The 26,731-nt window shown below is 69.2% G+C and carries 30 protein-coding genes and 2 tRNA genes; 19 read left to right on the top strand and 13 right to left on the bottom strand.

What is annotated here, in order from left to right:
• Positions 1-205: 205 nt before the first annotated feature.
• Both AC21LY_RS01710 and AC21LY_RS01705 read left to right on the top strand, forming a co-directional pair.
• The gene (locus AC21LY_RS01710) at positions 206-1,042 is read left to right on the top strand and encodes an Ntn hydrolase family protein (protein WP_489044409.1); all 837 of its coding nucleotides are present in this window, start codon (positions 206-208) and stop codon (positions 1,040-1,042) included.
• Between the two features lie 263 nt (positions 1,043-1,305).
• Positions 1,306-2,157, top strand: coding sequence for a hypothetical protein (locus tag AC21LY_RS01705; protein ID WP_489044408.1), 852 nt, complete (start codon positions 1,306-1,308; stop codon positions 2,155-2,157).
• Here AC21LY_RS01705 and AC21LY_RS01700 read toward each other — a convergent pair.
• The gene (locus AC21LY_RS01700) at positions 2,154-2,342 is read right to left on the bottom strand and encodes a hypothetical protein (protein ID WP_489044407.1); all 189 of its coding nucleotides are present in this window, start codon (positions 2,340-2,342) and stop codon (positions 2,154-2,156) included. The genes AC21LY_RS01705 and AC21LY_RS01700 overlap by 4 nt on opposite strands.
• Before the next feature lie 96 nt (positions 2,343-2,438).
• Positions 2,439-3,104, bottom strand: a complete 666-nt coding sequence (locus AC21LY_RS01695) for a TIGR02391 family protein (protein WP_489044406.1) — start codon at positions 3,102-3,104, stop codon at positions 2,439-2,441.
• A gap of 190 nt (positions 3,105-3,294) precedes the next feature.
• Between AC21LY_RS01695 and AC21LY_RS01690 the strand changes: the two genes are divergently transcribed.
• Positions 3,295-3,663: a hypothetical protein gene (locus AC21LY_RS01690; RefSeq protein WP_489044405.1), complete on the top strand. Its 369-nt coding sequence runs from the start codon at positions 3,295-3,297 to the stop codon at positions 3,661-3,663.
• Positions 3,656-4,774: a tyrosine-type recombinase/integrase gene (locus AC21LY_RS01685; protein WP_489044404.1), complete on the top strand. Its 1,119-nt coding sequence runs from the start codon at positions 3,656-3,658 to the stop codon at positions 4,772-4,774. Before AC21LY_RS01690 ends, AC21LY_RS01685 begins: the two co-directional genes overlap by 8 nt.
• A gap of 79 nt (positions 4,775-4,853) precedes the next feature.
• On the opposite strand, the gene AC21LY_RS01680 is transcribed toward AC21LY_RS01685, so the two are convergent.
• From AC21LY_RS01680 to AC21LY_RS01665, 4 genes are all read right to left on the bottom strand, one after another.
• Positions 4,854-4,926: transfer RNA gene (locus tag AC21LY_RS01680), tRNA-Arg, on the bottom strand.
• A 38-nt stretch (positions 4,927-4,964) separates the two neighbouring features.
• Positions 4,965-5,056: transfer RNA gene (locus tag AC21LY_RS01675), tRNA-Ser, on the bottom strand.
• A gap of 95 nt (positions 5,057-5,151) precedes the next feature.
• Positions 5,152-5,700, bottom strand: coding sequence for a hypothetical protein (locus AC21LY_RS01670; protein WP_489044403.1), 549 nt, complete (start codon positions 5,698-5,700; stop codon positions 5,152-5,154).
• A gap of 71 nt (positions 5,701-5,771) precedes the next feature.
• Entirely contained in the window at positions 5,772-6,332 is a 561-nt protein-coding gene (locus AC21LY_RS01665; protein ID WP_489044402.1) for an RNA polymerase sigma factor, read from the bottom strand.
• 116 nt (positions 6,333-6,448) lie between these two features.
• On the opposite strand from AC21LY_RS01665, the gene AC21LY_RS01660 reads away from it, so the two are divergent.
• From AC21LY_RS01660 to AC21LY_RS01625, 8 genes are all read left to right on the top strand, one after another.
• Positions 6,449-6,922 (top strand): Asp23/Gls24 family envelope stress response protein, encoded by a 474-nt coding sequence (locus tag AC21LY_RS01660; RefSeq protein ID WP_489044401.1) that lies wholly within the window; start codon positions 6,449-6,451, stop codon positions 6,920-6,922.
• Positions 6,919-7,245, top strand: a complete 327-nt coding sequence (locus tag AC21LY_RS01655; protein ID WP_489044400.1) for a hypothetical protein — start codon at positions 6,919-6,921, stop codon at positions 7,243-7,245. The genes AC21LY_RS01660 and AC21LY_RS01655 overlap by 4 nt, the downstream gene beginning before the upstream one ends.
• Entirely contained in the window at positions 7,242-7,427 is a 186-nt protein-coding gene (locus tag AC21LY_RS01650) for a DUF2273 domain-containing protein (RefSeq protein ID WP_489044399.1), read from the top strand. Before AC21LY_RS01655 ends, AC21LY_RS01650 begins: the two co-directional genes overlap by 4 nt.
• 2 nt (positions 7,428-7,429) lie before the next feature.
• Positions 7,430-8,230, top strand: a complete 801-nt coding sequence (locus AC21LY_RS01645) for a hypothetical protein (RefSeq protein WP_489044398.1) — start codon at positions 7,430-7,432, stop codon at positions 8,228-8,230.
• A complete protein-coding gene (locus tag AC21LY_RS01640; RefSeq protein ID WP_489044397.1) occupies positions 8,227-8,844 on the top strand; it encodes an alkaline shock response membrane anchor protein AmaP in 618 nt (205 codons plus the stop codon). Before AC21LY_RS01645 ends, AC21LY_RS01640 begins: the two co-directional genes overlap by 4 nt.
• A gap of 2 nt (positions 8,845-8,846) precedes the next feature.
• Positions 8,847-9,056: a CsbD family protein gene (locus AC21LY_RS01635; RefSeq protein ID WP_489044396.1), complete on the top strand. Its 210-nt coding sequence runs from the start codon at positions 8,847-8,849 to the stop codon at positions 9,054-9,056.
• A 118-nt stretch (positions 9,057-9,174) separates the two neighbouring features.
• Positions 9,175-10,233, top strand: a complete 1,059-nt coding sequence (gene hisC / locus AC21LY_RS01630; RefSeq protein WP_489045403.1) for a histidinol-phosphate transaminase — start codon at positions 9,175-9,177, stop codon at positions 10,231-10,233.
• On the top strand, positions 10,230-10,664 hold the full coding sequence (locus AC21LY_RS01625) for an acyl-CoA thioesterase (protein WP_489044395.1): 435 nt from the start codon (positions 10,230-10,232) through the stop codon (positions 10,662-10,664). Before hisC ends, AC21LY_RS01625 begins: the two co-directional genes overlap by 4 nt.
• Here AC21LY_RS01625 and AC21LY_RS01620 read toward each other — a convergent pair.
• The 3 genes from AC21LY_RS01620 to AC21LY_RS01610 all read right to left on the bottom strand — a co-directional run bounded on the left by AC21LY_RS01620 (position 10,637) and on the right by AC21LY_RS01610 (position 14,050).
• Positions 10,637-11,884 carry a hypothetical protein gene (locus AC21LY_RS01620; RefSeq protein ID WP_489044394.1) on the bottom strand — a complete coding sequence of 416 codons (1,248 nt, stop codon included), beginning with the start codon at positions 11,882-11,884 and terminating at the stop codon, positions 10,637-10,639. The genes AC21LY_RS01625 and AC21LY_RS01620 overlap by 28 nt on opposite strands.
• Complete coding sequence (locus tag AC21LY_RS01615; protein ID WP_489044393.1) at positions 11,865-13,007, bottom strand: acyltransferase family protein; 1,143 nt, start codon at positions 13,005-13,007, stop codon at positions 11,865-11,867. The genes AC21LY_RS01620 and AC21LY_RS01615 overlap by 20 nt, the downstream gene beginning before the upstream one ends.
• 77 nt (positions 13,008-13,084) lie before the next feature.
• On the bottom strand, positions 13,085-14,050 hold the full coding sequence (locus AC21LY_RS01610; protein WP_489044392.1) for a GlxA family transcriptional regulator: 966 nt from the start codon (positions 14,048-14,050) through the stop codon (positions 13,085-13,087).
• Between the two features lie 82 nt (positions 14,051-14,132).
• Here AC21LY_RS01610 and AC21LY_RS01605 point away from each other — a divergent pair, with 82 nt between their 5' ends.
• Positions 14,133-15,404, top strand: coding sequence for an MFS transporter (locus AC21LY_RS01605; protein ID WP_489045402.1), 1,272 nt, complete (start codon positions 14,133-14,135; stop codon positions 15,402-15,404).
• Between the two features lie 26 nt (positions 15,405-15,430).
• Here AC21LY_RS01605 and AC21LY_RS01600 read toward each other — a convergent pair whose 3' ends face one another.
• Positions 15,431-16,138, bottom strand: coding sequence for a hypothetical protein (locus tag AC21LY_RS01600; protein ID WP_489044391.1), 708 nt, complete (start codon positions 16,136-16,138; stop codon positions 15,431-15,433).
• Between the two features lie 157 nt (positions 16,139-16,295).
• On the opposite strand from AC21LY_RS01600, the gene AC21LY_RS01595 reads away from it, so the two are divergent.
• The 3 genes from AC21LY_RS01595 (at position 16,296) to AC21LY_RS01585 (ending at position 19,592) form a co-directional block, all read left to right on the top strand.
• Entirely contained in the window at positions 16,296-16,847 is a 552-nt protein-coding gene (locus tag AC21LY_RS01595; RefSeq protein ID WP_489044390.1) for an FAS1-like dehydratase domain-containing protein, read from the top strand.
• Positions 16,848-17,365: 518 nt separating this feature from the next.
• On the top strand, positions 17,366-19,108 hold the full coding sequence (locus AC21LY_RS01590) for an alpha-keto acid decarboxylase family protein (RefSeq protein WP_489044389.1): 1,743 nt from the start codon (positions 17,366-17,368) through the stop codon (positions 19,106-19,108).
• A 334-nt stretch (positions 19,109-19,442) separates the two neighbouring features.
• On the top strand, positions 19,443-19,592 hold the full coding sequence (locus tag AC21LY_RS01585) for a hypothetical protein (protein WP_489044388.1): 150 nt from the start codon (positions 19,443-19,445) through the stop codon (positions 19,590-19,592).
• Between the two features lie 203 nt (positions 19,593-19,795).
• Here AC21LY_RS01585 and AC21LY_RS01580 read toward each other — a convergent pair whose 3' ends face one another.
• Together AC21LY_RS01580 and AC21LY_RS01575 are read right to left on the bottom strand one after the other, a co-directional pair.
• Entirely contained in the window at positions 19,796-20,968 is a 1,173-nt protein-coding gene (locus AC21LY_RS01580; RefSeq protein ID WP_489044387.1) for a GGDEF domain-containing protein, read from the bottom strand.
• Positions 20,969-21,204: 236 nt separating this feature from the next.
• Positions 21,205-21,897, bottom strand: a complete 693-nt coding sequence (locus AC21LY_RS01575; protein WP_489044386.1) for a transporter — start codon at positions 21,895-21,897, stop codon at positions 21,205-21,207.
• Between the two features lie 290 nt (positions 21,898-22,187).
• Between AC21LY_RS01575 and AC21LY_RS01570 the strand changes: the two genes are divergently transcribed.
• From AC21LY_RS01570 to AC21LY_RS01560, 3 genes are read left to right on the top strand one after another with little or no spacing between them, the layout of a single operon-like run.
• Positions 22,188-23,696 carry a flavin-containing monooxygenase gene (locus tag AC21LY_RS01570; RefSeq protein ID WP_489044385.1) on the top strand — a complete coding sequence of 503 codons (1,509 nt, stop codon included), beginning with the start codon at positions 22,188-22,190 and terminating at the stop codon, positions 23,694-23,696.
• Positions 23,689-24,588: an alpha/beta fold hydrolase gene (locus tag AC21LY_RS01565; RefSeq protein WP_489044384.1), complete on the top strand. Its 900-nt coding sequence runs from the start codon at positions 23,689-23,691 to the stop codon at positions 24,586-24,588. The genes AC21LY_RS01570 and AC21LY_RS01565 overlap by 8 nt, the downstream gene beginning before the upstream one ends.
• Positions 24,585-25,991, top strand: a complete 1,407-nt coding sequence (locus AC21LY_RS01560) for a flavin monoamine oxidase family protein (RefSeq protein ID WP_489044383.1) — start codon at positions 24,585-24,587, stop codon at positions 25,989-25,991. The genes AC21LY_RS01565 and AC21LY_RS01560 overlap by 4 nt, the downstream gene beginning before the upstream one ends.
• Here AC21LY_RS01560 and AC21LY_RS01555 read toward each other — a convergent pair.
• Positions 25,957-26,607 (bottom strand): TetR/AcrR family transcriptional regulator, encoded by a 651-nt coding sequence (locus AC21LY_RS01555; RefSeq protein ID WP_489044382.1) that lies wholly within the window; start codon positions 26,605-26,607, stop codon positions 25,957-25,959. The genes AC21LY_RS01560 and AC21LY_RS01555 overlap by 35 nt on opposite strands.
• Positions 26,608-26,731: the final 124 nt, after the last annotated feature.

Genomic DNA, 26,731 nt, shown 5'->3' with positions numbered 1-26,731 from the left:
GCTAAGCCACGAACTCACATTCTACAGGTTGGTGCACATTCCGACTACTGCAGGGGCACAACGTGATCCGATGCCACCTGTTCTACTACATCCGCGGGTTGCTATCGCGTATCGGGCGCCGCTCTGATGCCCTTGCCCGCAGAATGACCTCGAAATTCGGGCATCTCGCCGCGCGCAGCCAGACCGCCAAGTACCGTCACTCGCCATGACAGTGGCAGTGATCGTCAAGGTTTATGACGGCCTTGTATTGGCCGCCGACTCCGCCACGACGCTCATGCTCGACGACGGGTCAGCCCAGGTCTACAACAACGCTGACAAGATCATCCAACTGCACAGGAAACTGCCCATCGCGATGATGGTCTGGGGCCTTGGACAAGTCGGAAACGCCAGCGTGTCGACGGTCGCAAAGGATCTCCGCAAGAGGTTCATGGGCAAGGTGAAGAGCAAGAGCGGCTGGAAGCTCGACTCGAAGGAATACACGGTCAAGGGCGTCGCTGAGCGGATCGTCGAACTGCTGCATGAGCGGATCGCGAAGATGGAGCTCCCAGAGGACAACCCCAGCGCGGTCCTCGGTGTCGCGATCTGCGGATACTCGGCTGGGTGCGACTACGGAGAAGTCTGGCAGGTCAATCTCACCGGTCGAGGTGACCCACCTGCACCGATCGAAGTTGCAGACCAGGGTGCGTGTGGTTGGCTCTCATTTGCTCAGCGCGACGCCACCAACCGGCTGTTCACTGGCTATGACGACGTGCTAGACGCCCGCCTACGAGAGCTCGTACCGCCGGATGATCATGCGAAGCTCGACGAGTTGCTGCAGGGGCAGCGGAGGTATCCCGCCGTGCCTCCGATGCCGTTCCCAGACGCTATTGCGCTCGCAAAGTTTCTTGTGGAAGTCACGGCCGGGTACTCCCACTTCCTGCTGGGACCAGATACGGTAGGTGGGCCGATCGATGTTGCGGGAATCAACCGGCACGAGGGATTCAAGTGGATCAGCCGCAAGCACTACTACAGGCCAGAGCTCAACCAGGGAGGTACCAGATGATGACCTCGAGTGCCTCTTCGTCAGGTCGGATGAAGCCGTCGACCGGCTTCGTGCAGAAGCGAGAAGCACCTACGCCCGATCCTCGGTCGCACGCTGGGAGCATGTCGCGGTCGATCGTCGCATCGGGAACTCCTGCGCGGCCGCAGCGAGACCGCCCATCCAAGTAGCGCCGCGCGCGGAGCCGAAACGTGAAGCGGGGCGCATGCCTCCATGAAGTGGAGGGGCACCCCGCACCGGTCAGAATATCGTGCGATGCTCCCGGTATGCACACGGGCGACGAGGTTCTCTGGCGACAGCCACGCATCGACCTGACGGAGAAGCAGCCGATCGACCAGGCTGGTGTGGGGCCCGAGACGCCCGACGGCTTCGCGATCGACGGCGGTGCCCTCTTTCTGTACCGACGGGGCGCTGAATACAAGAAGGCCACCTTCACGGTGGAGACCATCGAGCGCAAGGCGCCGACGCTGCTTAGAGTGCTAGGCCCCGGCGCATGGCACGAAGTGACCCCCATGTGGGCAAGCCCCGTCGACCTTCCAACCCGTAGCCGCCCCGACGCGCTATACGTCCCGCCTGTGGGCTTCCCGGGGGTCGGGGTCCCTCCCACCGGGGCTAGACCGGGGTTCTGTGGATCGCCCGTCCGACGAGTCGACGCGGCGTACTGTGCGCGCATGACCAGCATGTTCGATGTCCCTGCGGATCATCCACTCAACGAGAAGGCCCAGCCGCTCGGCTACGCCGTGTTGTTCAACAAGGTCGGCACACTGGGGGCCGATGACTTCGCTACCCGGTACGTGGTTCGGCCGTTCGGTCACCAGCACTGGAGTGGGCACGACCGATGGTTCGACACCCCTGAGCAGGTCGACGACTACCTCGACCTTGTAGCGACGTACCCGAAGTGGACGCTGAACCTCGACGACCAGTCCGCGACCGTGACGACAGACGCCGGCGGCATGCACGTCGTGCTCACGGACAACGAGACAGGGGAGACGGTCGACCTGGGAGGCTGGGCTGGGGTCTGCGGCACACGATCGAATGAGGGAATCAGCCTGAGCCGGGTCACGATCAACTCGACCGAGCCGCCGACCGTCGGGCGCTGGCGCAGGGCGGAGTTCTAGCCGATGCTGACCGAGCGGACCTCGCGGATGCCATCGTGCACAGTCTCGGCCCACACGCGCCTGTCGGAGGTGGTGTCCCAGACCTCGTACAGGCCGAGCGGAGTCTCGCGGACCTCGTAGCTGTTGCCGGTGAACACGCGCACGTTGCCGTGGAGCTGAAGGGTGATTCGTCTTCTCTCAGTCATGCCCGGAGAGTAGCCCTACGGACCGACTCGTCCAGGTTGATCTGACAGCGTCTGCGGGCCGAAAGTGGTCAAGTTGACCACTGGGAGGGCTCCGGGTCAGGTTCTCGCGGCCGCGCGGTCGAGCGCGCGCATCAGCAAGCTCGCGAAGGCGAGCGACTCAAGGGCCTCGTCTTCGGAGAGGGCCAGAGGCGCGCCGTGACCGTGTGGATTGCGGAGCGCCAGTCCGGCGCCCATGAACAGGAACTTGTAGCCCTCTGCCTGGTCTGTGATCTGGCGGCCGGTCGCGTCGGTGCTGGCGATGTTGAGCACGGGCCGTTGTTCGCTGAAGACGGTGGTCATCAGGTTCTTGCCGGAGTCGTCGCGGCCGGTCAGGTCTTGTACTCGGGCTTCGACGGCGCGGAACGCGTTGAAGACCGCCTCGCTCCAGTGCCCCTGTGCGTACGTGGCTCCGCTGGCGGCGGAGACGAGTGGATGGAGGCGGCCGATCTCCACGGGACGCGCAGGCTGGGCGACTCGCGGCCGGGCGGTGATCACGGTGTACTTGGCCTCGGTGTGGTCGAGTTCCGGGTCGCCGAACGGGCTCTGCAGGACGTCGATCGACTCGATTCGCATCACACGGTCTCTGCCGTTGGGTAGCCGGTAGCTGACGATGTCGCCTTCGATCAAGTCGGCATCGACGTCGAACGTGAGCATCCCGTTCGACAGGTCGGTGCCGTTGATCGAGAGCTCGACCACCTGGCCCGTCTCGTCGGTGCGGGTCAACGTCATCGGCGTCTCATGGTCGAACATCATGGGCACGAGTATCGCGTGTGACCGCCGCTGGGGTGGGCGAAAACGCCAGGACGACCGCACGCAGGATCTGGGGTGCTCGGGAAGTCGATCTCGCGTGCGGTGATCTCAGACTTGGAGACCGGACGCAAGAAGGCCCTCGACCTATCTGAGTTTCTGGTCATTGCGGCTGCGCTCAACACGTCCCCCCGCCGCGCTCCTGTTCGGCGACGGCCTGGTCGACGATGACGTCGAAGTGCTACCGGGACTGCGAACCTCAGCGGTCCACGGCCTGCGCTGGTTCGCAGGCGAATCACCGCTCGCCCCGGAAGGCACGGATGCCGCCATCCAGTACCGCCAGGCGAACGAAGCACTCGAGCTCGCACGCTCCGTCGCGGACAGTCGCGAGGACCTCAAGTACGCGGCGTCCGAACTGGCGCACGATGATTCGGACGAGTCCGCGGAGGTATCGCGACGCGCCCTGATTCGAGCCAGGCGCCGGGCCACGATCGCCAGGGCCAAGGGCCTCGTCGTGCGCGGCGGCGATGGGTAGGCCACCGACACCGCTCGGCACTGCGGGTGAGATCTGGTACGACGAGGACGACGACGGGGTGACCGCCCGGTGCAAGTACCGCGACGACGCCGGCCGCACACGGTGGGTCAAGCGCACCCGCAAGTCGAAGACGGCCGCGAGGAACGCGCTCAAGGAGGCGATCCGCGACCTCGACGAGCAGGCCGGCTCCGGGCCGATCACCCGGAACACGACGGTGGCCGCGCTCCTGACGGCGTGGCTCGAGCACCACCGCACGACGCCCATGCCGAACGGGTTGATGCGCGCACCGTCGACGATCGAGTTCTACGAGGCGCCGGTGCGACGGCTGACCGAGCGCGTCGGCAAGCTGCGGCTGTTCGAGGCGACCACCGCGGTCCTCGAGCAGCACCTCGGCGACGGCACCACCGCGCAGTGGCGCGCCGATCGGAAGACGCTGCGGCTCGCATTCACGTACGCGGTGCGGATGGGCGCGGTCGCGGTGAACCCGGTCTCGGAGACGACGGCGGCGCCCGGGCCGACGATGGCGCCGCGGGCCTTGACGCCGGCGGACGTGGCCGCGGTGCGAGCCCGGATCGCCCAGTGGCAGGGCGCCTCGAAGTACGGTCCGAAGCGGATGCCGGACCTCGGGCACATCGTCGACGTGATGCTCGGCACCGGCCTGCGGATCGGCGACGTGCTGAACCTCCGCTGGACTGACATCGACCTTGAGGCGGACCCACCGACCGTGGCGGCCGCGGTACAGAAGGCGCGCGGGAAGCGCATGACATTCGTGCTGCCGACGTTCGCGGCGGACGCTCTGCGCGCCCAGCTCGCCCGGGAGCTGCCGTCCGTCGACGGGATCGTGTTCCCGACGCGCACGGGGACGGTGCAGTCTCGGCGGAACGTCTCGACCCGGCTCCGCGAGGCCCTGGCCGGCGACGAGTCGCTGTCGTGGGTCAGCTCGCACAACTTCCGGAAGACGACCGGGACGCTCGTCGAGCGCGCGTACGGGATCGAGGCGGCGTCGAAGCAGCTGGGCCACTCGGGCGTGGCGGTGACCGAACGGCACTACGTCGAGCGGGCTGCGGTGGCACCCGACACCCGGGCGGCGCTGGACCAGCTCTCGCGCTGAATCGGTGCCGTTCTGGTGCCCTGATACGAGTCAGGGCCGGAATCCTGTATCGGAAACCGGCCCTGACCTGTATTTTCTGTGCGCCCGAAGGGATTCGAACCCCTGACCTTCTGATCCGTAGTCAGATGCTCTATCCACTGAGCTACGGGCGCATACCCATATTCAATTCTCGCCGACCCGAAGGCCGACGTGGCGGAGGCGAGAGGATTTGAACCTCCGGTCCGGTGTTGGCCGGACAACTCATTAGCAGTGAGTCCCATTCGGCCGCTCTGGCACGCCTCCAAATCGGACGCGATGCGCGAGCGATCCTTCCGGGCCGCGCGCAACCGCCGAGCAGCTACTTTACACAACCTCCCCGAAACCCACAAAACGCCTGGTCACTCCTGGTTCTGGCGCTCAGCGGCATCGAGCGGCTCCGGGGTCAGGAGGTCCTCCCACGTGAGGTCGACGCGGACGTCCGCCGCCCCCGTCACCCGCCGCACGGCGTCGAGCGTGAGCGCCCGCAGGCGGTCGCCACCGTCGAGCAGCGACCCGCTCCTACCGTCCGTTCCGACGGCGATGAGGTGTACGTGCACCGCGGTCAGCGAGCGGGCCTCGACGTCCAGGGCCACGTCCGCGACGGCCGCCGACTCCACCGCCGCGCTGTCGGAGAGCGCGGCGGTGACCGCCCGCGACAGCGCCAGCTCGCTCACCGTGATCCCCGGCCGGTCCGTCGCAACCGGGCGGGACCGCCGGGGAAGCGTCGCGACCTGCCGCGCGACCACGTCCCGCAGCCGATCGAGAGCATCAGCCCCCCACCGCGGATCGACCTCGGGCGCCTCCGCATCGGATCCAGCCAGCCCGGATAGCCGACGCGTCGCGTCGGCTATCCAGTCGGTGGCCTGCGCCGGTCCGGCGCCATCGCCTTCCACATGCCTGAAACTCATCGCTCCCCCAGTGTGACCGCGCCGCGCCGGAATGCACAACGCCTCGTCCCCCGCGGGTCGTCTGCGCGCGCTCATCCCCGGTACCCCGCCAACGCGTCGGCGAGCCGCTGGCGCGTCCGCTGCAGGTGCCCGCGCACCGATCCCTCCGTGGTCCGCAGGACGTCCGCGATCTCCGCGACCGACAGCCCGTCGACCTCGCGGAGCCACCACGCCGCGCGCGCCGGATACGGCAGTCGGCCCAGCTCGCGGCCGAGGGCGTCGAGGAACTCCCGGTCGGTCGCCTTCTCGACGGGGCCCGGCCCGCTCGCGACCACCTCGGCGACGGCCTCCGAATCGACCACCGGAGCCCGGCGACGCAGCTGGTCAGCGGTCTTGCGCGCGGCGATGGAGAACAGCCACGTCCGAACACTGGACCGGTGGGCGAAGGACGGCAACGCCTTCCACGCGGCGATGAGCGACTCCTGCACGATGTCGTCACAGTCGCTCCGCTCGGGCATGGTCCGCGCGACGAATCTCTGCAGCGCTGGCGCATGGCGTTGCACCAGGACATCGAAGGCGGCGGCGTCGCCGCGCTGCGCACGCCTGGTCAGCGTCTCGTCGGACAGCGATGGCAGCAGGTCCGCGTCGAACAATCACCCTCCCGGTGTGAGGTGTGCCACATCCGCGTGCCGATTCCGCGGGCACCGCGACTCACCCAGTGTGCCGGAAAGGATCCCGGTACATCAGTCGACACAAGGGAGCGAAGAAGATGACCTCGACCACCACCAAGCCCGCCACCGCCTCCTCCCCGGCCGAGACGAAGAAGCCGGGCTCCGAACTCTCCACGCAGGTGGGTCGCGGCACCACGAGCATCGCCGACGTCGTCGTGTCCAAGATCGCCGGCATCGCCGCGCGCGAGGTCGACGGGGTGTACGACCTCGGCGGCCAGGCCGCGCGCGTCGTCGGCCGCATCCGCGAGACCCTGCCCGGCGCCCCCGACCTCACGCAGGGCGTCACCGTCGAGGTGGGCGAGAAGCAGGCCGCGGTCGACATCGCCATCGTCGCCGAGTACGGCGTCGCGATCCACGACCTCGCGGCGGGCATCCGCAGCAACGTCATCGACGCCGTGGAGTCCATGACCGGCCTCGAGGTGACCGAGGTCAACGTCACCGTGCACGACGTGCACTTCGCCGACGACGACGATGCCGCCGACGATTCCTCGACCCCGTCGCGGGTCCAGTGACCAGCACTCAGGGCGCGCGCATCGACGACGTCGTCGCCGCGGTGACGTCGGTCGACGGAGTGGTGGGCCTCCACGCCGGCGGCCCCGGTGCGCCCGCGACCCACCTGCCGGGCCGGACGGTCCGCGGCATCCGGCTCGACGACGGTGGCGGACAGGTCGCGGTCGTTGTCGAGCTCCGCCCCGACGTCGACATCATCGGCGTCGCGGACCGCGTCCGACAGGCCGCCACCGACGCCGCGGGAGTACCCGTCGACGTGATCGTGTCCGACATCGCGGTGTCCGATCGACCGGACGCCGCCTCATCGAAGGAGTTCAGCGCATGACGCCAGGAAACTTCACCGTGTGGGGAGGCGTGATCGGCCTGCTCGTGGCGATCGCCGTCCTCGTGGGCGGCCTGCTCGGCTTCCTGCTCGCGATCGTCCTCGGCGCTGCCGGCATGGCCATCGGCGCCCACTTCGACGGTCTCATCGACCTCACCGCTCTGCGGCGGCGCGACCGGAGCTGACCATGACCACCGACGAATCGGTGAGCCCCGGCGCCTCCACCTCCCTCGACACCGGGGCGGGACAGCGGGGTGTGCCCGACACCGCGGGCCGGGGACGCACCGTCATCGACGACCGCGTGCGGCGCAGGCTGATCGAGCACGCCGTCCTGTCCGTGCCCGGTACGGAACGGCACCGCGGCCTCGCGACCCGGCAGCTGCCGGCGGTGCGGTTCGCCGACCGCACCGGCGACGAGGTGGACGTGCAGATCGCTGCGCAGTGGCCCCTCGACGCGGCCCGCCTGGTCCCGTCGGTGCGCTCCGCCATCGACCACGAACTGAGCCGCAGCCTCGGTTCCACGCCGGAGGAGGTGCACGTGCACATCACCCGCGTCAGCGATGAACGCACCACATCGGACGCCGCGTTCCTGCACCACGATCCCGTCCCCGCCGGCGCGGAGACGACCCCCGACGCGGCGTCCCGGCGCAGACACGCGCCCCGTCGGGTCGCGGGCGCGAGCATCGCGACGGTGCCGCTCCTCCTGGCCGTCCTGGCGCTCGGCATCCTGGCGGTCCGTGACACCGCGGTGTCACTGGGGTGGGTCGCCGGAAGCCGGTGGCTCGACGCCGTTCCGCGCGTCGCGGACGACATCCGGTGGGAGTGGTGGGCCTGGCCCGCGACGATCGGCGCGATCGTCGTCGGACTGGTTCTGGTCATCGCGGCCCTCAAGCCCCGCAGGCGCAGCCACGCGCCGGTGACCGACGAGCTCTGGTTCAGCCGCCGCCTGCGCGCCGGCCGCCGGACAGCAGAGGAGGTGGCCCGATGAAGCCCTCGACCCGAGTGATCGACCGGCTCGTCGCCGGGCTGGTCGGCCTCGTTCTGCTCGGCGGGGGCCTGTGGGCCCTCGGCACCCGGCTCGGGCAGCGCACCGCGACCGACGCGACCGAACGGGTGTCCACCGCGACGATCGCCCGCCTGCCCGACGAGCCGTGGTGGCCCCCGGTCGTCGGCGCCGCCGGAGTGCTGCTGATCCTGCTCACGCTCTGGCTGCTCGCGCGGCATCTGCGCAGCTCCGGCACACGGACCGTCGTCACCGAGGGCGGGGGCACCGTCGACCTGGGACGCGTGGCGGACGCTGTCGCGGCGGACCTGGAGCGGAACCCCCTCATCCGCCGGGCCCGCGCCTCGACCGCCGTGGAGAAGGGCCGGCCGATCATCCGGATGACGGTCGGCATCACACCGACCGCCTCGGTGGAGGACCTGTCGGCGCTCGCCGCCGCGGCCCGCCGGGAGGTCATCGCCGCAACCAACCCCGACGTCGGATTCCAGGTGCTGGTGAACGACCGACGGGGCGGCACACGACGTGGGGTGTCCGCCCGCGAGGAAGAACGCGGGGAGCACCTCCGAGAAGAACACCGATCCACCATCGAAAGGACGTAGCCATGGGAATCGCAGACGACGCCAAGAACAAGGCCGAGGACCTCAAGGGGCGCGCGAAGGAGGCCGCCGGCGCGGTCACCGGCGACGACGACCTCAAGGCCGAGGGCCAGGCCGATCAGGGCCTCGCCGCGGCGAAGGAGAAGATCGCGGAGGTCGCGGACAAGGTCAAGGAGGGCGTGGACGCCGTCAAGGACAAGCTGAGCGGCCACTGATCACACTCTCCCGGGCCACCGGGGCCGGTCACCGCGACCGGCCTCGGTGGCCCCGGTCCGCGCACCGTCGGACTACCCTGGCCAGGTGGCCACCGAGAACCCGCACCGCACCGCGCCGCTGAGCATCCGCGCCGACCTCGACGCCCTCCCCGCGTACGTCCCGGGGAAGTCCGTGCCGGGCGCCGTCAAACTCGCCTCCAACGAGATCGTCGACGGTCCCCTGCCGTCGGTCGCCGCGGCCCTCGCCGACGTGCTGGGTGGTGCCAATCGCTACCCCGACAACGGTGCCGTCGCCCTCAAGGCCGAGCTGGCGAAGCTCACCGGCGCCACCGAGGAACAGCTGCACGCGGGCTGCGGCTCGGTCGCGCTGTGCCAGGACCTGGTGCAGGTCACCTGCCGCCCCGGCGACGAGGTGATCTTCGCGTGGCGCAGCTTCGAGGCCTACCCGATCGTGACCCGCGTCGTCGGCGCGACACCCGTGCAGATCCCGCTCACCGCCGACCACGCGCACGATCTCGACGCGATGGCCGCCGCGATCACCGACCGCACGCGACTGATCTTCGTCTGCAACCCGAACAACCCCACGGGCACAACCGTGTCCGAGGCGGCGCTCGAGGCGTTCCTGCAGAAGGTTCCGCCGCACGTGATCGTGGCCCTCGACGAGGCCTACTACGAGTACCACCGCGCCAACGAGCAGACCGGAGAGCGCATCGACGGCGTCGCACTGGTCGCCCGGCACCGCAACGTGATCGCGCTGCGCACCTTCTCCAAGGCGTACGGCCTTGCGGGTCTGCGGGTGGGCTACGCCATCGCCGACCCGGAGCTCATCGCCGCGCTCACGAAAGTGCACCTCCCGTTCTCCGTGAGCGTGCCAGCGCAGGCCGCCGCCATCGCCTCGCTGCGCGCGAACGACGAGCTGCTCGCCCGCACGGAGTCCGTCGTCGCCGAGCGCGCGCGTGTCCGAGACACCCTGCGGGAGGCGGGTTTCGACGTCCCGCACACGCAGGCCAACTTCGTCTGGCTCCCCCTCGGGGCCGACGCACTACGGTTCACCGCGGACGCCGCCGAGGCCGGCCTCCTGGTCCGGGGCTTCGACGGTGCCGGCGTCCGTATCACCGTCACCGTCCCCGAGGAGAACGACGCCCTCCTCGCCTTCGCCACGGGGTGGAATCGATGACCCTCGGCAAGCACGAGTTCGCCTTCACCGCACACGTTCCCGTCCGCTGGTCGGACATGGATGCGCTGGGACACGTCAACCACGCGCGGATGGTGACGCTGCTGGAGGAGGCCCGCATCCAGTGGTTGCTCTCCGCCGGCGAGAAGTACGCGCCGCTGATCAAGAGCGCTTTCATCGCCGACGTCGCGATCAAGTACAAAGCGCAGCTGTACCACGAGGATTCACCGGTCCAGGTGGGCATGTACATCGCGTCCAACCGCAGCGTCGACTTCACCATCGGCTACGAGGTGCGAGCGAAGGACGCCCCGCCCGAGTCGAAGCCCGCGATCCTGGCGACCACGCAGATGGCAGTCGTCGATATCGAGAAGCGCAGCCTCCGGCGCCTCACCGAGGACGAGAAGACCTACCTGGCGTCCTGGTCGCGGGGCTGAACGGGCTTCGGCCGCCACGCCTTCGGCGCCTCCCCCGGGAGCGCCGCGCCCGATGGCCGCGCTGCCGGGGGCCTCGCCCCCGGGAGCGCCGTTGCCGACGGGGCCGCTCCCGGCGACCCCGCTCCGGGCAGGGCCGGCCGCGCACCGTCGGGCAGCTGGAGCGGGAGGTCGCCCCGTGCGCCCATGATCTGCCCGGCGACGCGGCGCGCGCTCTGGGTGGAGATCTCGCGCTCCCCGGAGCGCTGCACCAGTTCGTGGATCTGCTGATCGATCGACTCGATGGACATGCGGCGCGGCCGCTTCGAGTCGGCGACGTCCACGAGATCGCCCACGCGGGTCAGCGCGGTGACCCGGTCCACCAGCTCGTCCCACACCTTGTCCAACTCGCCCGATCGCGTGCCGTCCGCGAGGCCCGGCGCGTACCGCAACTGGCCCCACACGGACTTGAGCTGCACCACGTCGGCGGAGATCTGCACGAGGTCGGTGGGCAGGTCCAGCTGCAACAGTTGCTCGTCGAACTCGCCGGCGCTGACCGACCGCGAATAGCTCACCTTGTCGTAGACGAGGCCCGCGACGAACAGGAGCACGTCGTAGCGGTCCTCGAAGACGAGCAGGCCCTCGTCGGGCGCGCCGTGCCCGTCCACCCACCCCGCGAGCTGCGGCGCGAGACGCAGGGCCGGGCCGGCGACCCGGGCGACGGTGCGCGCGGCCACCGCCGCGGCGGACGGGGTCAGCGGCAGCGGCGTCCGGCACAGCGCGTCGAAGAGTGCATCGCGCTCGTCGAGGTCCAGGTGCACCGCGTCCTTGCGCGCCCGCCGCACCGCCCGGACACCGGCGGCGAAGGAGAGGCGGTTGAGTGTGAAGGCGTGCCGGAAGCCGGCGAGCTTGCGCCGGGCGTCGGCACCGCGCACCGCGTCGGCGGCTGCCTTCGCCTGCCGCAACGGACTCGGCGGGTCGTCGCGCGCCGCGGCCGCGGGCGCCTCGTGCTCGGCGATCCGGCTGAGCCTGCGCAGCTTGCTGTACCCGCCGATGTCCGGGAAGGCGCGCTCGGTGTCGAAGCGGTTGAGCACCACCTCGCGGGCCGCGGGCGACAGGTGCCCGGCCGCGATGAGGAGGGCCGCCTCGTCGGACAGTTCGCGGCGGGGCATCGGGATGGCACGCGCGTCGCACCAGCGGCGCACCGGCGCGTCGATGTGCACCTCAGGCTCCTGCCCGGACATCCGTCACCCCCTCACTCGTTCGTCGGCCACCCCCATCATCCCCGAAGGGCAGGGCTGCGCGCAGGGCCCAGGCGAGCGGCACGCTCACCACGGAGGTCGCCAGGAAGGCGATCGCGGTGCTCCCGGAGAACATCCGCCACCCGAAGACGTCGAGCAGCAGCACGTCCATGACGATCAGGTGCACCAGGAAGTACTCGTAGGAGATCTCGCCGAGCCACACCATCGGGCGGCTGCCGAGGAACCGGTGGTACGCCGAGCGGGACCGGGGAGCGAGGCCGATCGGCGCGATGAGAGCGGCCGCCACCACCAGGTAGAGCGCGGACTTCACCAGCGCCTCGACGGGACTCTTCGGCACCATCGTGGGCGGCCCGCCGATCACGGGCAGCGCCGAGACGACGAACGCCGTGCCGGCACCGGCCAGACAGGCGGGCGTGGCGCCGCGCGGCCACCGTCGGACCAGGGGGGCCGCGACCGTCAGAGCCATGCCCGCGACGAACCACCACAGGTACGCGGGCGGCCACATCCGGGCGGTCAGCTCGATGCCCGGGGCGATCATGATCCACACCGGGGTCACCGCGGCGACCGCGGCGAGCCCCGCGAGCAGGCGCAGCGGCCGCCACCGGTACCGGCACAGCAGCGCGGTGAGCGCCCAGCCGATCAGCGGCAGCGCGAGGTAGAAGGCCACCTCGACGGCCAGGCTCCATGCCTGGGTGAGCCCGACCCGCAGGTGCCCGAAGCCGTAGATCTGGGTGAAGGTGAGGTTCCGGACCAGGCCGTCGACCCCGCTGCCGGACGGGTTCAGCTCGTGCCGGACGATCCCCAGCGCATAGACCGCCACCACGACGACCCAGTACGCCGGAACCACCCGCCGGAATCGGTGCCACGCGTAGCGCCGCAGGTCGGGCTGGTGACCGGAGCCGTCCTGCAGTAGCCGGACCCACGGCCGGAACAGCAGGAAGCCGGATAGCGCGAAGAAGATCGGCACGCCGATCTCGAGCCGCGCCCACAGGTGACCGGCGAGGTCGTCCGTGTAGTGCCCCGTCGAGAAGGCGGCGTGCGTGAGGCACACCGCGGCCGCCGCGACAGCGCGCAGCCCGGTGAGCGGCGCGACCCGACTCTGCATCCGACCATCTTGCCCGCTCGCTCGCGGGGCCGGTCCGGCGCCCGGGCGGCGCTCGCCCGGGCCCGACGGTGCGCCGCTCACGCCACCGGCGCCTCCCGGAAGACCCGCCGGTAGCCGAGCGGCGTCATCCCCGTATCGCGCCGCAGGTGGGCGCGCAGGCTGGCGCCGGTGCCGAGCCCGGCTTCGCCGGCGACGGCGTCGACCGACAGCTCCGTGGTCTCCAGCAGCTCGCGAGCGCGGTCGAGGCGGCGCCGCAGGACCCAGGCGCCGGGCGTCTGGCCCGTCTCCTCCCGGAACCGGCGGTTGAACGTGCGCACCGACATGCCCGCGCGCCGGGCGAGTACCTCGACGGACAGGTTCTCCCGCAGGTTGCGGGTGGCCCAGTCCCGGGGCTCTTTCGTGCTCCCCGCCCCGCTCACGGGCACCGGAACGTCCACGAACTGCGCCTGCGTGCCCTCACGGGCGGGCGGTATGACACAGTGTCGTGCGACCTTGTTCGCCACGGCAGCGCCATGATCGCTGCGGATCAGATGCAGGCACAGATCCAGCCCCGCGGCGAGACCCGCGGAGGTGAGCACGTCCCCGTCGTCGGTGAACAGCACGTGGTCGACGAGGCCGACCCCGGGATAGAGCTTGCGCAGCTGCGCGCCGTACTTCCAATGGGTGGTCACGTTCCGGCCGTCCAGCAGGCCGGCCGCGGCGAGGACGAACGCGCCGGTGCAGATGGAGACGATGCGCGTGCCGGGCCGGATGGTCGCCAACGCGGCGCGCACGTCGTCGGGCAGCGTGCCCTCGAACCGAGGTCCGGCGATCTTGGTACCGGGGACGATGATGGTGTCGGCCTCGGCGAGCACCTCGAGCCCGGCCTCGGGAGCGATCGTGTAGCCGCCGGTGGCGCGCACGGGGCGTCCGCCGATACTGCACGTCACGACCCGGTACAGCGGGCGGTCCTGCTCGTCCGTCGCCTCGGAGAAGCACAGCGGCGGGATGGCGGCGTCGAAGCCGACGATGGGTTCCAGCAGGACGACCGCGACGGTATGCATGGCACGATTCTTTCATATATTGACATAAATGCCACTGGTTCGGGGACGCCGCGTCCGGGAATCTAGTGCGGTGACCACTCCGATGAAGCGCCTACGAGCGCCCCACTACGCCTGGATCGTGGCCGGCGTCGCCTTCGTGACGATGCTCGGCGCGGCCGGTTTCCGCTCCGTCCCCGGTGTCATGATGGACCCGCTGCACATGGAGTTCGGCTGGTCGCATGCGACGATCGGCGCCGCCATGTCGGTGAACATGACGCTCTTCGGCCTGACCGCGCCGTTCTCCGCCGCGCTCATGGACAAGCTGGGCGTGCGTCCCGTGGTGATCGGGGCGCTGGCCCTCGTGGCCGCCGGCACCGGGCTGGCGGTGTTCATGACCGACGCCTGGCAGTTGGTTCTGCTCTGGGGTGTGCTGGTGGGGCTGGGCACCGGCTCGCTGTCGACGGCCTTCGTCGCCACCATCGCGATGCGCTGGTTCGTCGCGCGCCGCGGGCTGGTCACCGGGGTGCTCACCGCGGCCGGCGCGACGGGGCAGCTGATCTTCCTGCCCATCGTGGCCGCCCTGTCCGAGGCGCACGGCTGGCGCATCGCGACGCTCGTGGTGACCGGCGTGGCGGTCGCGGTGATCCCCGTGGCGGGCCTGCTGCTCCGCTCCTGGCCGGCGCAGCTGGGCCTGCCGCCGTACGGCGGCAGCGAGGTGGTGGCCCCGGCAGCCCCCTCGGGCGGCGCGGTGAAGGCGGCCTTCGCCGGCCTGACGCTCGGCGCCCGGAGTCCGGCGTTCTGGCTGCTCGCCGGGAGTTTCGCGATCTGCGGCGCGACGACCAACGGGTTGCTGCAGACGCACTTCATCCCCGCCGCGGGCGACCACGGCATGCCCGCGACGACCGCGGCATCGCTGCTGGCGGTGATCGGCGTCTTCGACGTCGCCGGCACGATCGCATCCGGTTGGCTGACCGACCGCGTCGATTCGCGGATCCTGCTGGTGATCTACTACCTGGGGCGCGGCGGCGCGCTGGCGCTGCTCCCGGCGCTGCTCTCACCGGGGATCGCGCCCGGCCTGCTGGTCTTCATCCTGTTCTACGGCCTCGACTGGGTCGCCACGGTTCCCCCGACGATGGCCCTGGCGCGCGAGCACTTCGGCGAATCGACCCCCGTCGTCTTCGGGTGGATCTTCGCCTCGCACCAGCTCGGTGCCGCCGTCGCGGCGTTCGGCGCCGGCTACATCCGCGACGCGTCCGGCGGCTACGACCCGGCGTTCTACGCCGCGGGCGCACTCTGTGTCGCGGCCGCCGCGATGTGCTGGGTGGTCCCGCGCGCTCGGGCCCGCGCCGCCGCACCGGAGCCGGTCGCCGCCTGATCAGCGCCGCAGGCGGGATAGCCGATTCAGCAGAAGCCGCACTCGCCGTTGGCGGCGAGCTGGGTGAAGCAGTTGGGGCAGAGCTTCGCCGGACGGGGCTCGGGCTTGGCCGGGGCCGCCGCCTTCGCCGGCCGGGCCGACGGTGCCTTCGCCGCCCGCGGGGCCGCGGGGGTGCGAGCCTTGACGACCCGGCCGTTCGACGCCGCCTTGGCGGGCTTCACCCTCGCCGCGCGGGCCGCGGCGGCACGACGGACTTCCTCGAGCTTCGGAGTAAGTTGCGGTGCCGCACCGGCGGGCATCGTCGCCCCGAAGTGCAGGTAGCAGGCGAACCGCGCGGCGGCGGCGTGCTGGTCCAGGTTCTCCGGGACCGGGAGATCGGCCGAGGCCACGGCATAGGCGTAGCCCTCGCCGACGGTCTGATCGTGCGCCACCATCAGCGCGACCAGCGGCGGCTCGCCCGCGGCCTGGCAGCGGTCGGTGATCCGGCGCTGCAGTGCGGCGACCCACAGTCGCACGGGGGCGCGCGTGGCGACACCGGCGTCGGCCTGTGCGCGCGCGGCGAGTTCCGCGTAGGTGATGAAAGAGCCGTACCGGCCGGCGAGCTCGGCAAGGGCGGAGTGAGCCGCGTCGGCCCACAGATCGAGCGCCTCGGAGAAGGGCACGGACAATTCGTTGGCGGTGCGCCAGGCTTCGAGGTCGATCGGGTCTTCGGGGGCAGCGCCGGCTTCGCTCACGTCTCATATTTTACGGCGAGCCATGGGGTGCAACGCAAACCGCCGACCTCCACGTGAAGTCGACCACACCGGCGCAGGCGGCCGGACCAAGCCGCCGGAGGGATTCTTGGAGGATCGGACAAGGGGCGGGAGCGCCCGGAACGATACGTTGGACCGCATGCCGAACAACGCCGCCGCCCCCGCGCTGACCCCCGAAGAGATCAGCGAGCGAGCCGCGTCCGCGGTCGGTTACAGCTACGTGCATCCCGACACCTACCTGGTCGGCCGGGAGAAGGTGCGCGAGTACGCGCGTGCCTCCCAGTTCACCGACCCAGTGCACTACGACCTCGAAGCGGCCAGGGCCGCCGGCCACGACGATCTCGTCGCACCGCCGATGCTGGTCAGCATCGCCGGCGTCGTCGCGAACCGCACCCTCTTCGAGGACTCCATCCTCGGCTACGGCGCCAGCCAGCTGATCCAGGCCGACGAGTCGATGGTCTACCACCGGCCGGTACTAGCCGGGCACGAGCTGACCATCCAGGTGCACGTGGACAAGCACCGCCGCGTGGGCGGTTTCGACATGGTCACGATCCGCAACGAGATGCACTCGCAGGACGACGAGCACCTGGTCACCTTCTCCACCACCCTGATCGGTGGTTCCCCCGACGGTGCCGTCGACTTCGGCGATGCGGCCGAGCAGGTCGTGATGCACGGCGTGATCAACGCCTGACTCCGAGCCGCGCCCTCGCCGCGGTCGCCCACGAACTGCAGTTCGTCGACGGCTGCACCTTCAACTTCGCCTACGTGGGCAGCCGCGTTACGGTTACGTCGGCGGCAAGTACGTTGCACTTCGCGGGCCGGGCAGTTGCCGCCCATTCATGAGTTCTGGTCGACTTCTAGTACCAGTCGCCCGTGAAGACAAGGAGACCAAACTGTCTTCCGCCCCTCGGGGGATCGTTCCAGGGGTTCAGGCGTCTGTACGGGCCGAAGCCGGAAGCCTGAACAGCTGCTCGAAGACGCCCAAAGTCGGCAAGAACACCTAATCCATCTCTCGCATATGGCACCCCAGGACGCCGCCGAGATCTTCGCTCAAGAGATCTGGGCGGCGTCTTCGGCTCTCCCCTGGGTCAGCGAACGTGGGGCCGCCGCGCCGAGCTGCGCTCGCGCGGCCGCCGAGCACAGCGCGAGGTAACGTCGCAGGCGCATTGCCTAGCAAACACATAAAACCGGACCGCGGAGGAGCAGAGTATGAGCGCTGTTGAACACTCACAGACACTGGAGGCGCCCCGCGCGGAGCCGACCGTCGCTGAGTACGTGGTGGCGCGGCTCGCAGCCCTGGGGATCGAACATGTCTTCGGCGTACCCGGCGACTACGCGTTCGCGCTCGACGATGCCGTCGAGGCGCATCCCGGCCTGACTTGGATCGGCAGCGCCAACGAGCTCAACGCTGGATACGCCGCGGACGGCTACGCCCGGATTCGCGGCGCCGCGATCCTATGCACCACGTATGGGGTCGGTGAACTCAGCGCCTTGAACGCGGTGATGGGCTCGAACGTGGAGCGACTGCCGGTGTTCCACCTGGTGGGACAGCCGAGTACTAAGCTACAGCAGGCCCGCGCCTGCACGCACCACAGTCTGGGCGACGGGGTCTTCGGCCAGTTCGAGCCGTTGTCGGCGTCCGCGGCATGCGTGCATGTGAGCCTGACGCCGCAGAACGCGATCTCAGAGCTGGAACGGGCGATCACTACGGCCCTCAACGAGCGCAGGCCCGCGTACATCTCGGTGCCGCAGGACCTGGCAGTTCTCCCGGTACTCGGAACCCCGCCTACCGGGCAGCCGCTAGCATCGACCGCCCTGCCCCCCAGCTCTCAGCCCGCCCTCGACGCCGCCGTGGACGCTATCGTCGCGCGATTCGCCCGCGCGACCTCACACGTGGCGCTCATCGCCCACCCGATCGCACGGTTCGGGCTGCGGGAGCAGGCATTACGCCTGCTAGACGCCACGGGCCTGCGCTACGCAACCCTCCCGATGGACAAGGGCACCGTCACCGAGAGCACGCCGGGATTCCTCGGCATGTACGCCGGAGCAGCCTCGGCCGCCGCGGTGGCGAAGGCGGTGGAGAGCGCCGAGATCGTCCTCGATCTCGGCGGTGTCGCGCTGGTCGACACCAACACCGGCGGGTGGAGTGACCAGCTCGACCCCGCGCGGATGATCAGCGTCCGCACCGATCATGTACGGATCGGGGACACCACGTACGGGCCCGTGTTCCTCGCCGATATGATCGCACGCCTGACCGCGGCGCTGCCCACACAAGCGTCGCCGTCCCCGGCAGAGCGGACCGAGCCGGCCACCGTCCCAATGCCCGGATCTGCGGCCGATCCCGTTACCTCAGCGTGTTTCTACCCACGACTTCAACGGTTTCTGCAGCCCCACGACATCGTCTTCACCGAGACCGGTCTCGCCGCGCAGCACGTCGCAGCCCTCCCGTTTCCCGACGGAGCGGAGTATCACAACCAGACGCTGTGGGGGTCGATCGGCTGGGCCACCCCGGCCGCGTTCGGCGCGAACCTCGCCGCGCCTGGCCGCCGTACCGTCCTGATCACCGGTGACGGCTCACACCAGCTCACCCTCAACGAGATCGCGGCGATGGGCCGCTACCACGCCACGCCGATCATCGTCGTGCTCAACAACGGGAAGTTCGGGATCGAAGAAGTCCTCGCCACGCGGCAGGGTCACGAGTACAACGAACTCGCACGCATCGACTACCACCGGCTGCCCAAGGTTCTCGGCTGCCACGACTGGTACACCGCCCGCGTGTCAACCAACGGGGAACTGGACGACGCCCTGGCCACCGTCGCCGCCCACGGCGGTGCTGCGTACATCGAAGTCGTCCTCGGTCCGAACGACATCGGACCCTCCGCACCAGCCACAGTCCTCCACCGCATGTACCAGACCGACCAACGCGCTCCCAGCAGCAAGATCGGTCACTAAACAGAACGTGGCTGTGCTCCTCTCCACCGCGCACCGCCGGACATCGCGATAATTCCCGCCCTCCTGACGGTGAGCGCGGCGATCGTGCTGCGCTCGCTGTTCGCGACAGGGCTGGCCCGCTGGAACGTGGGCGCCCCCGTCGCCACGGTGGAGGCGGGCGGTGCCGTCGGCATGTTCGGTCCCTCCGCCTTCGGCACGATCGTCGGCACCGACACCGTCTTCGTGCAGCACACCGCGGAGATCATCCTGCTCTTCGTCGATGCGACCGAGGTCAAGGGGCGCCGCCTGTGGGGACGGGTGGCCGAACCTCGTCGGGCGGGTGCTATTCATTGCGATGCCCATCGACTTCGCCCCGGCCGACAACGTGGTCCGCGACCAGTCGCGGCCGACGAAGGTGCGCAGCGTTCTCAACGTCGAGAGCGGGTACAGCGACGGTCTCGTGTGGCCGATCTTCCTGTTCACCCTCGCTCTCGCCGGCGGGTGACACGCGGAGGGGCAGTCACCCCTCGACGCGCTGAGCTCAGCCCTACCGTCGTCGGGGCGAAGGCGATCGCCGTGGGTCGGGTGCTGAGCGCGTCGATCACGGTGGTCATGGACTGGGCCACCGAACGCGACCGGAAGATGTCCCCGTAGCGGCTCCCTCGAATACCGGACCGCCCGACGCGCCGCCGTGACCGCCGACGGCCATCAGTCGAGGTATCCCGACGCCCGATGGGTACGGTTCCGACCGCTCAGCTTCGCGAGGTACAGGGCTTTGTCCGCCGTCCCGAGTAGGTCGGCTAGGGAGGCACCACGGGCACCGTCGGCCATGCCGAAGCTCGCCGTCACCCGGAGCACGTGATCCTGGAACGGGATCAGCTGCGCTGCGATCCTGGTGCGCGCGCGTTCCGTCCACTGCTCGCCCTGACGAACCGAGCTCTCGGGCAGCACGACCGCGAACTCCTCGCCGCCGAGCCGCCCGACGATGCGGGGGCCGCCCGGAACCTCGGTGAGAATTCTGGCCACGACCCGGATCACCTCGTCGCCCGCCGCGTGCCCGAACTCGTCGTTGATCGCCTTGAAGTGATCGAGATCGGCCACGACGACGAAACACCGGCTGGAACGGCGCAGCGCGCGCTCCGCCCGGCGGTGGAAGCCGCGCCGGTTCAGCAGTCCGGTCAGGTCGTCATGGTCCCTCTGGGCACCGAGATCGAGGACCGTATCACCCACCGACGCCGCGAGAACGGCGATCATCACGGCGGGAAAGGCGACGGTGCCTCCGAAGGCGAGGCTCCAGCCCAGTGCGGAATCGAGGAACGCCTGCAGGTCCGCAACGGACCGGATCTCATGTGGCGCCGCAGATGTGAAGCACAGGGCCACGGTGACGACCGCGGACGCCGTCAAGGCACATACCGCGCCGATCACCAGCCGGTCCGTCCACCGCTGTCGCACCTGCGCCCGCAACCGTGCCGTCGTGTGGACCAACAATACGGCCACGGTCGCGTACTGGATCAGCACCCGGCCGGCCAGATGCGGTTGCACGTACGCGAAGAAGCAGGTCCCCGCCCCCACCAGTGCGACGACGGCCACAGCGGACCCGATCGTCAGGCCCTGGGCGACTCGGCCGAGGAGCCCCTGCGCGAGCAACACTGAGGCGATCACGAAGAGGACGCCCTGGATCATCGACGCCTGCGCTACCGACAACGGCAACGACAGTACGGCGGACGCCGCCGCGTACCCGAAGATCGCGATACCGCACAGAAGCGCCGCTCGCTGCCGCCCGGCGGAGTATCCCGCGGCACTCCTGCCGATCCTCCACAGCACGATGAACAGCACACCGATGCCGAGCAGCATGATCGACCCCAGGTTGGTGATGATCACCCATTCGAGGATCAACGCACCCGCCCCCTTACTCGGCCCGATGCTCGTGCCACGGCACCGTCTCCTCCGGGAGGGGACACCGGAAGAGGTGTTGCCCGCCCGCAGTCGACTCAGGACGTCTGCGGAAGCGGAGGGATTCGAACGACGGCGGTTTCACCCACGCTCGCTTTCACGTCACCGCTAACCAGGTGAAGTGATCGTAGCTGAACGGTGTCGAGCCCCAGTGCTTACGCACTTCACCCTTCGCTGGCGACGACCCGTCGCGCGCCGACCGCACCGCCGGCGGCGCGGTTGTGCGCGTCGAAGGCGACGTACGAGCGGTAGACCACGAGCATCGCCAAGCCCCAGGTGAACAGCGCGAGGATGTAGAACAGCGTGTGGTTGGCGTCGTCGCCGGGGATGTGCCAGAAGTCGTAGATCGACGCCACGACCACGTTGAGCGCGGTGGCGAACCACACCCATCCGGCCTGTGCGCGCTCGCCGAGCCCCCACAGCCGCTGCCCGTAGTACACGAGGAAGGCGCTGACGCCGAGCGCCATGACGAGGAAGAACACCTTGCCGGGGGTGCCGATCTCGACGGCGAACTCGGAGAGGAAGTAGCCGAGCACGGCGGCGAGGGCGAATGCGCCGATCTCGACGGCCCTCGACGGGTGGTAGCGGTGAGTGACCGCGAGCAGGCCGAGCACCAGGATCACCGTGAAGCCGATCGACCGGGAGAAGGCGTCGAGGAAGTACGCGATGTGGTACATCGGCGAATCGGTGCCGGCCTTCGTCACGCCGTAGATCAGGAAGTTCGTTCCCGACGTGGCCATGATGATCCACTCGAGGCCGATCAGCCAGTTCGAGTACTTCCTGATGAATGTGATGCCGCAGATGAATCCGATGGCGATCATCCAGATGTCCGCTGCGGCGAAGAGCAAGTCGCGCATGCTGCCGTTCCTTCGTGAGATGTGTGATCCGTGTCTCGTGACGTTTCTCACGCTCTCGCGGCGAATCCCGCACGCGCTACAACGAGGTGCAACGCCTATGGGCGAGTAGCGCAACACCTTGCACCAGACGATGCGATCTCCGATAGCCGCCCCCAGGGAGCGTGTGCACATTGCACTACCCCTTCGCAGAACTAGGAGCAGTGTGTTGTGGCTCACATGACGCCTGACCCGGCACCGTCGTAGGCACAACAAGTGACCACGGACACAACGTCACCACCGAAAGGCCCCCGATGAAGACACTCCCCCAGACCGAAGAATTCGACATCATCATCGTCGGTGCCGGCATCTCCGGCATCGGCGCCGCGAAGTACATCACCGAGGCGTTCCCCGGCAAGCGGGTGGCGATCCTCGAGGGACGCGAGAACATCGGCGGCACCTGGGACCTGTTCAAGTACCCCGGCATCCGTTCCGATAACGGCCTGCACACCTTCGGCTACGAGTTCAAGCCGTGGACGGACCCCGACGCCATCGCGGAGGCCCCGAAGATCGTGAACTACCTGCAGGAGACGATCGACGAGTTCGACCTGGCGCCCCTCCTACGCATGGAGCACGCCGTACAGCGCGCCTCCTGGTCGAGCGCCGACGCCCGCTGGACCCTCGACGTGAGCACACCTGAGGGCGACAAGCGCATCACCGCCAACTGGATCTTCGCCGGCACCGGCTACTACCGCTACGACGAGGGCTACACCCCGCACTTCGAGGGCCGCGAGGACTTCGCCGGCGACATCCTCCACCCGCAGCACTGGCCCGAGGACTACGACTACGCCGGCAAGAAGGTCGTGGTGATCGGCAGCGGCGCCACCGCCGTGACGCTGATCCCGTCGATGCTGAACCACGATGGTGCTGCGGCGCACGTCACCATGCTGCAGCGCACTCCGACGTACGTTATCCCCTGGGCGAAGGTCGATTCCGCAGCGCTGATGTTCACCAAGTGGTTCGGTGAGAAGCGCGGCTACGCGCTGACCCGGTTCACCAACATCTGGATCGAACGAGGCATCGTCAAGGCCATGCGCGGATTCCCGAAGTTGGCACGCGCGGCCATCCGGCGCGTGAACATCAAATCCCTGCCGCAAGGATTCGACGTGGACACCCACTTCAACCCGCCGTACGACCCGTGGGATCAGCGCCTGTGCCTGTGCCCCGACGGCGACTTCTTCGAGGCGCTCAGTGACGGCAGCGCTTCGATCGTCACCGATAAGATCGAGCGGTTCACGGAGACCGGCATCGCGCTCGAATCGGGCGAGCACCTGGACGCCGACGTGATCGTCACCGCGACCGGCCTGAACATGCGCCTGCTCGGCGGCATCGAACTCGACGTCGATGGCGATCCGGTATGCCTACCGGACACCGTGGCTTACCGCGGAAACCTCCTGTCGGGAATCCCGAACTTCGCCATCGCGATCGGCTACACGACATCCCCGTGGACGCTGAAGATCAGCATCCTGTGCCGATACTTCTGCGCACTCGTGGCACACATGGACGCCTTCGGCTACGACAGCGTCCGCGTCGAGGCCGACCCGGCCATGGAGCGCCGGCCGATCGTTGACCTGAGTTCCGGTTACGCCCAGCGCGCGAAGGACATCATTCCGAAGCAGGGCACGGGCCTGTTCCAGATGTCCATGTCGTACCAGCAGGACGCCAAGATCCTCCGCGGTCCGCTGCTCGACGACGCCCTGGTTTTCAGCTCCACGACGGATGACGCAGCACCGTCGGCGGCGAAGGAGGCCGTCCGTGCCTGAGCACACCGAGGACAGGTTCGCCCAGCTCCCTAGCGGCACCCGCGTCTGCTACCGGATGGACGGCCAGTACGGCGCGCCGCCCGTACTGCTCATCGCCGGACTCGGCGAGGACCTCACGACCTGGTCGGACCGGTTCGTCTCCGCGCTGACCACCACGGGATTCCTAGTGATCCGCATGGACAATCGGGACTGCGGGCGGTCGACGTACGCAACGACACCGCCGCCGAACACGCTGCAGCAGCTTCTGGGTAAAGCGCGCCGTGACGCCTACACGCTGGCGGACATGGCCGACGACGCGGCCCAGCTGATCGAGCATCTCGGGCTCGGCCCCACGCATGTCGTGGGGCGGTCGATGGGCGGCATGATCGCGCAGACCGTGGCCGCGCGGTACCCCGAGCTGACCGCGTCGCTGACGTCGCTGTACTCCACCACCGGGAATCCGAAGGTGGGACAGCCCGCGGCGTCGACCAAGGCCCTCATCGCGAGCCCGCCCCCGCGGGATCGGGTGGGCGCCGTCCGCGCGCACCTGCGGATGACGGCCCACCTCGCCGGCACGGCCTACCCGATCGACGAGGTCGAGGAGGCGGCGCACGCCGTCACCACCTGGAACCGCACAGCGGGCGACGGTGTCGCCGGCACCGCCCGGCAGATCCAGGCGATTGCCGCCTCGGGTGATCGCACCGCCGAGCTGGCCCGGATCGCCGCGCCCACCCTGGTGATCAACGGCGACCGCGACCTCATCGTGGCGCCGTCGGGCGGCGATGCGACGGCCGCCGCGATCCCGCACGCCCGCCACATCGTGATCCAGGGCATGGGGCATCACCTTCCCGACGCGCTCGCCCTGCGCATCGCCGACCACGTCGTCTCACACATCGAGAAGGTTGCGGTATGACCGAGCAGCGCACCGTCGACGTCGTGGTGATCGGCGCCGGGATCTCCGGGCTGACGGCCGCACGGCGGCTCACCCAGGCCGGGCGTTCCGTGGCGGTGATCGAGGCCGGCGACCGCGTCGGCGGCCGGACGGTCAACCTGCAGGTGACCGACGCCGTGATCACCGAGGGCGGTGGGCAGTGGGTCGGCCCCGGCCAGGACCGCGTCCTGGCACTGATCGACGAACTGGGCCTCACGACCTTCAAGACGTTCACCGACGGCAAGTCGATCTACCACCGCCGCGGACGGTCGAAGCGCTACGACGGAACGATCCCGCCGATGAGCCCACTCGCGATCGCCGACTTCGCCCAGCTGCAACTGAGGCTCGAGCGGATGGCGAAATCGATCCCCCTCGAAGCGCCGTGGACGGCGCGCCGGGCCCAGGAGTGGGATGCGACCACCTTCGGCCGCTGGATCGACGAGCACTCGTTCACCGCGGAGGCCAGAGAGATGTTCACGATGGCCTTCACCGTGACCAACGCGGAGGACCTGCACAGCACCTCGCTGCTGGTCCAGCTCGCACGGATCAAGGGGGGCGGCGGTATCGACCACGCCGTCAACATCACCGACGGCGCGCAGGAATCACGCGTAGTGGGCGGGACGGCGGCGATCGCCGACCGGATGGCGGCGGACCTCGGACCGAAAGTGGTGCTCGACTCCCCCGTGTCCGACGTCCACCAGGACGCCGACGGGGTGCTCGTCCGGTCCGCACGGCTCGACGTCCGCGCGGATCGTGTCATCGTCTCGATGTCGCCGGCGGACGCGACCCGCATCCGGTTCACTCCCGATCTCCCGACCCGGCGCAGCATGCTGCAGCGACGGTGGAGCACCGGCTCCGAGAACAAGCTGTTCGCGGTCTACGACCGGCCGTTCTGGCGCGAGCAGGGGTTGAACGGCCAGGCCGTCACCGACCTCCCGGTCGCGAACTACGTGGTCGACAACTCGCCGCCGGACGGGAGCGTCGGTATTCTGCTGACCTTCCACGGCACCGCCGGCGCGGGAGGCGGCCAGCACTGGTCCGACGCGATCCTCGACGATCCCGCGGTGCGCCGTGACGCCTTCCTCGCCGACCTCACCACCCTGTTCGGGCCCGAGGCCGCGAATCCGGTGGCGTACCTGGAGAAGGACTGGACCCACGAGCAGTGGATCAGCGGCTGCGTGGGCTCCCGCACACCCGGATCGCTGACGCAGTACACCGACGCCGACCGGCGGCCCATCGGCCGGATCCATTGGGCCGGAACGGAGACGGCGATCCTGAACCAGGGCTATATCGACGGTGCGGTCAGCGCAGCGGAACGCGCAGCCCAAGAGGTACTCGACGCCGCGCCGCTCAGGGTTCCCAATCAACCCGCGGGATCATCGTGAAGTCGAACACTGGGACGTCCTCGATCGAGATTTCCCGTCCATCCCGGCGGGCGCTGACCGCAGCGAGGCCGATCCCGACGAACCCCCGGCAGATCGACGGGCCGTCGTCCGCTCCCGCTGGCCGGTACCACTCGCTCACGCTGGAACACATCGACAACAGCGCGATGCGGGTCAGCCGCTGGTCGGCAACGCGGAACACGCCCTGGTCTACCCCGTCGCGGAGGGCGTCACGCCACAGCGCCTCGTACCCGTCACGCAAGCCGACGATCTCGTCGTGCTCAGCGCTCCCGGGCGCGAGCGAGCGGATCTCGCCGTCTGACACCAACCCCGTCTTCGGGTTAATGACATGAGCCCCCGCGAGTCCGCTGATCAGCAACGCGAGACGGTCTTCGGGGCGTGTGATGCCGTGCAACGCCGTCTCCATCGACAATGTCAGCCCGCGCTGCATCTGCCGCATGATGTCGACGAGAAGCACCTCCTTGTTCGCCACGAAGTGGTAGATCGCCGCGTTGGAGACGCCGGCGTGCTTGGCAATCTCGCGGATTCCGGTGGCGGCGTACCCCTGCTGCGCGAACAGCGCGACGGCCGCCGATCTGATCCTGGTCTCGGTGTCCATACTCGAAGATCTTACTGATCGTTCGTCCTGTTAATCCTCGAAATTCCTGATTGCCTTTCATCACGACCTTGACACTTACCGATCGATCGGTAATCTTGTGTGACCCCTATCACCAGTATCCCTT

Source organism: Tsukamurella sp. II2bb (assembly GCF_057815145.1).
This window is presented reverse-complemented; position numbering and strand designations above follow the sequence as displayed.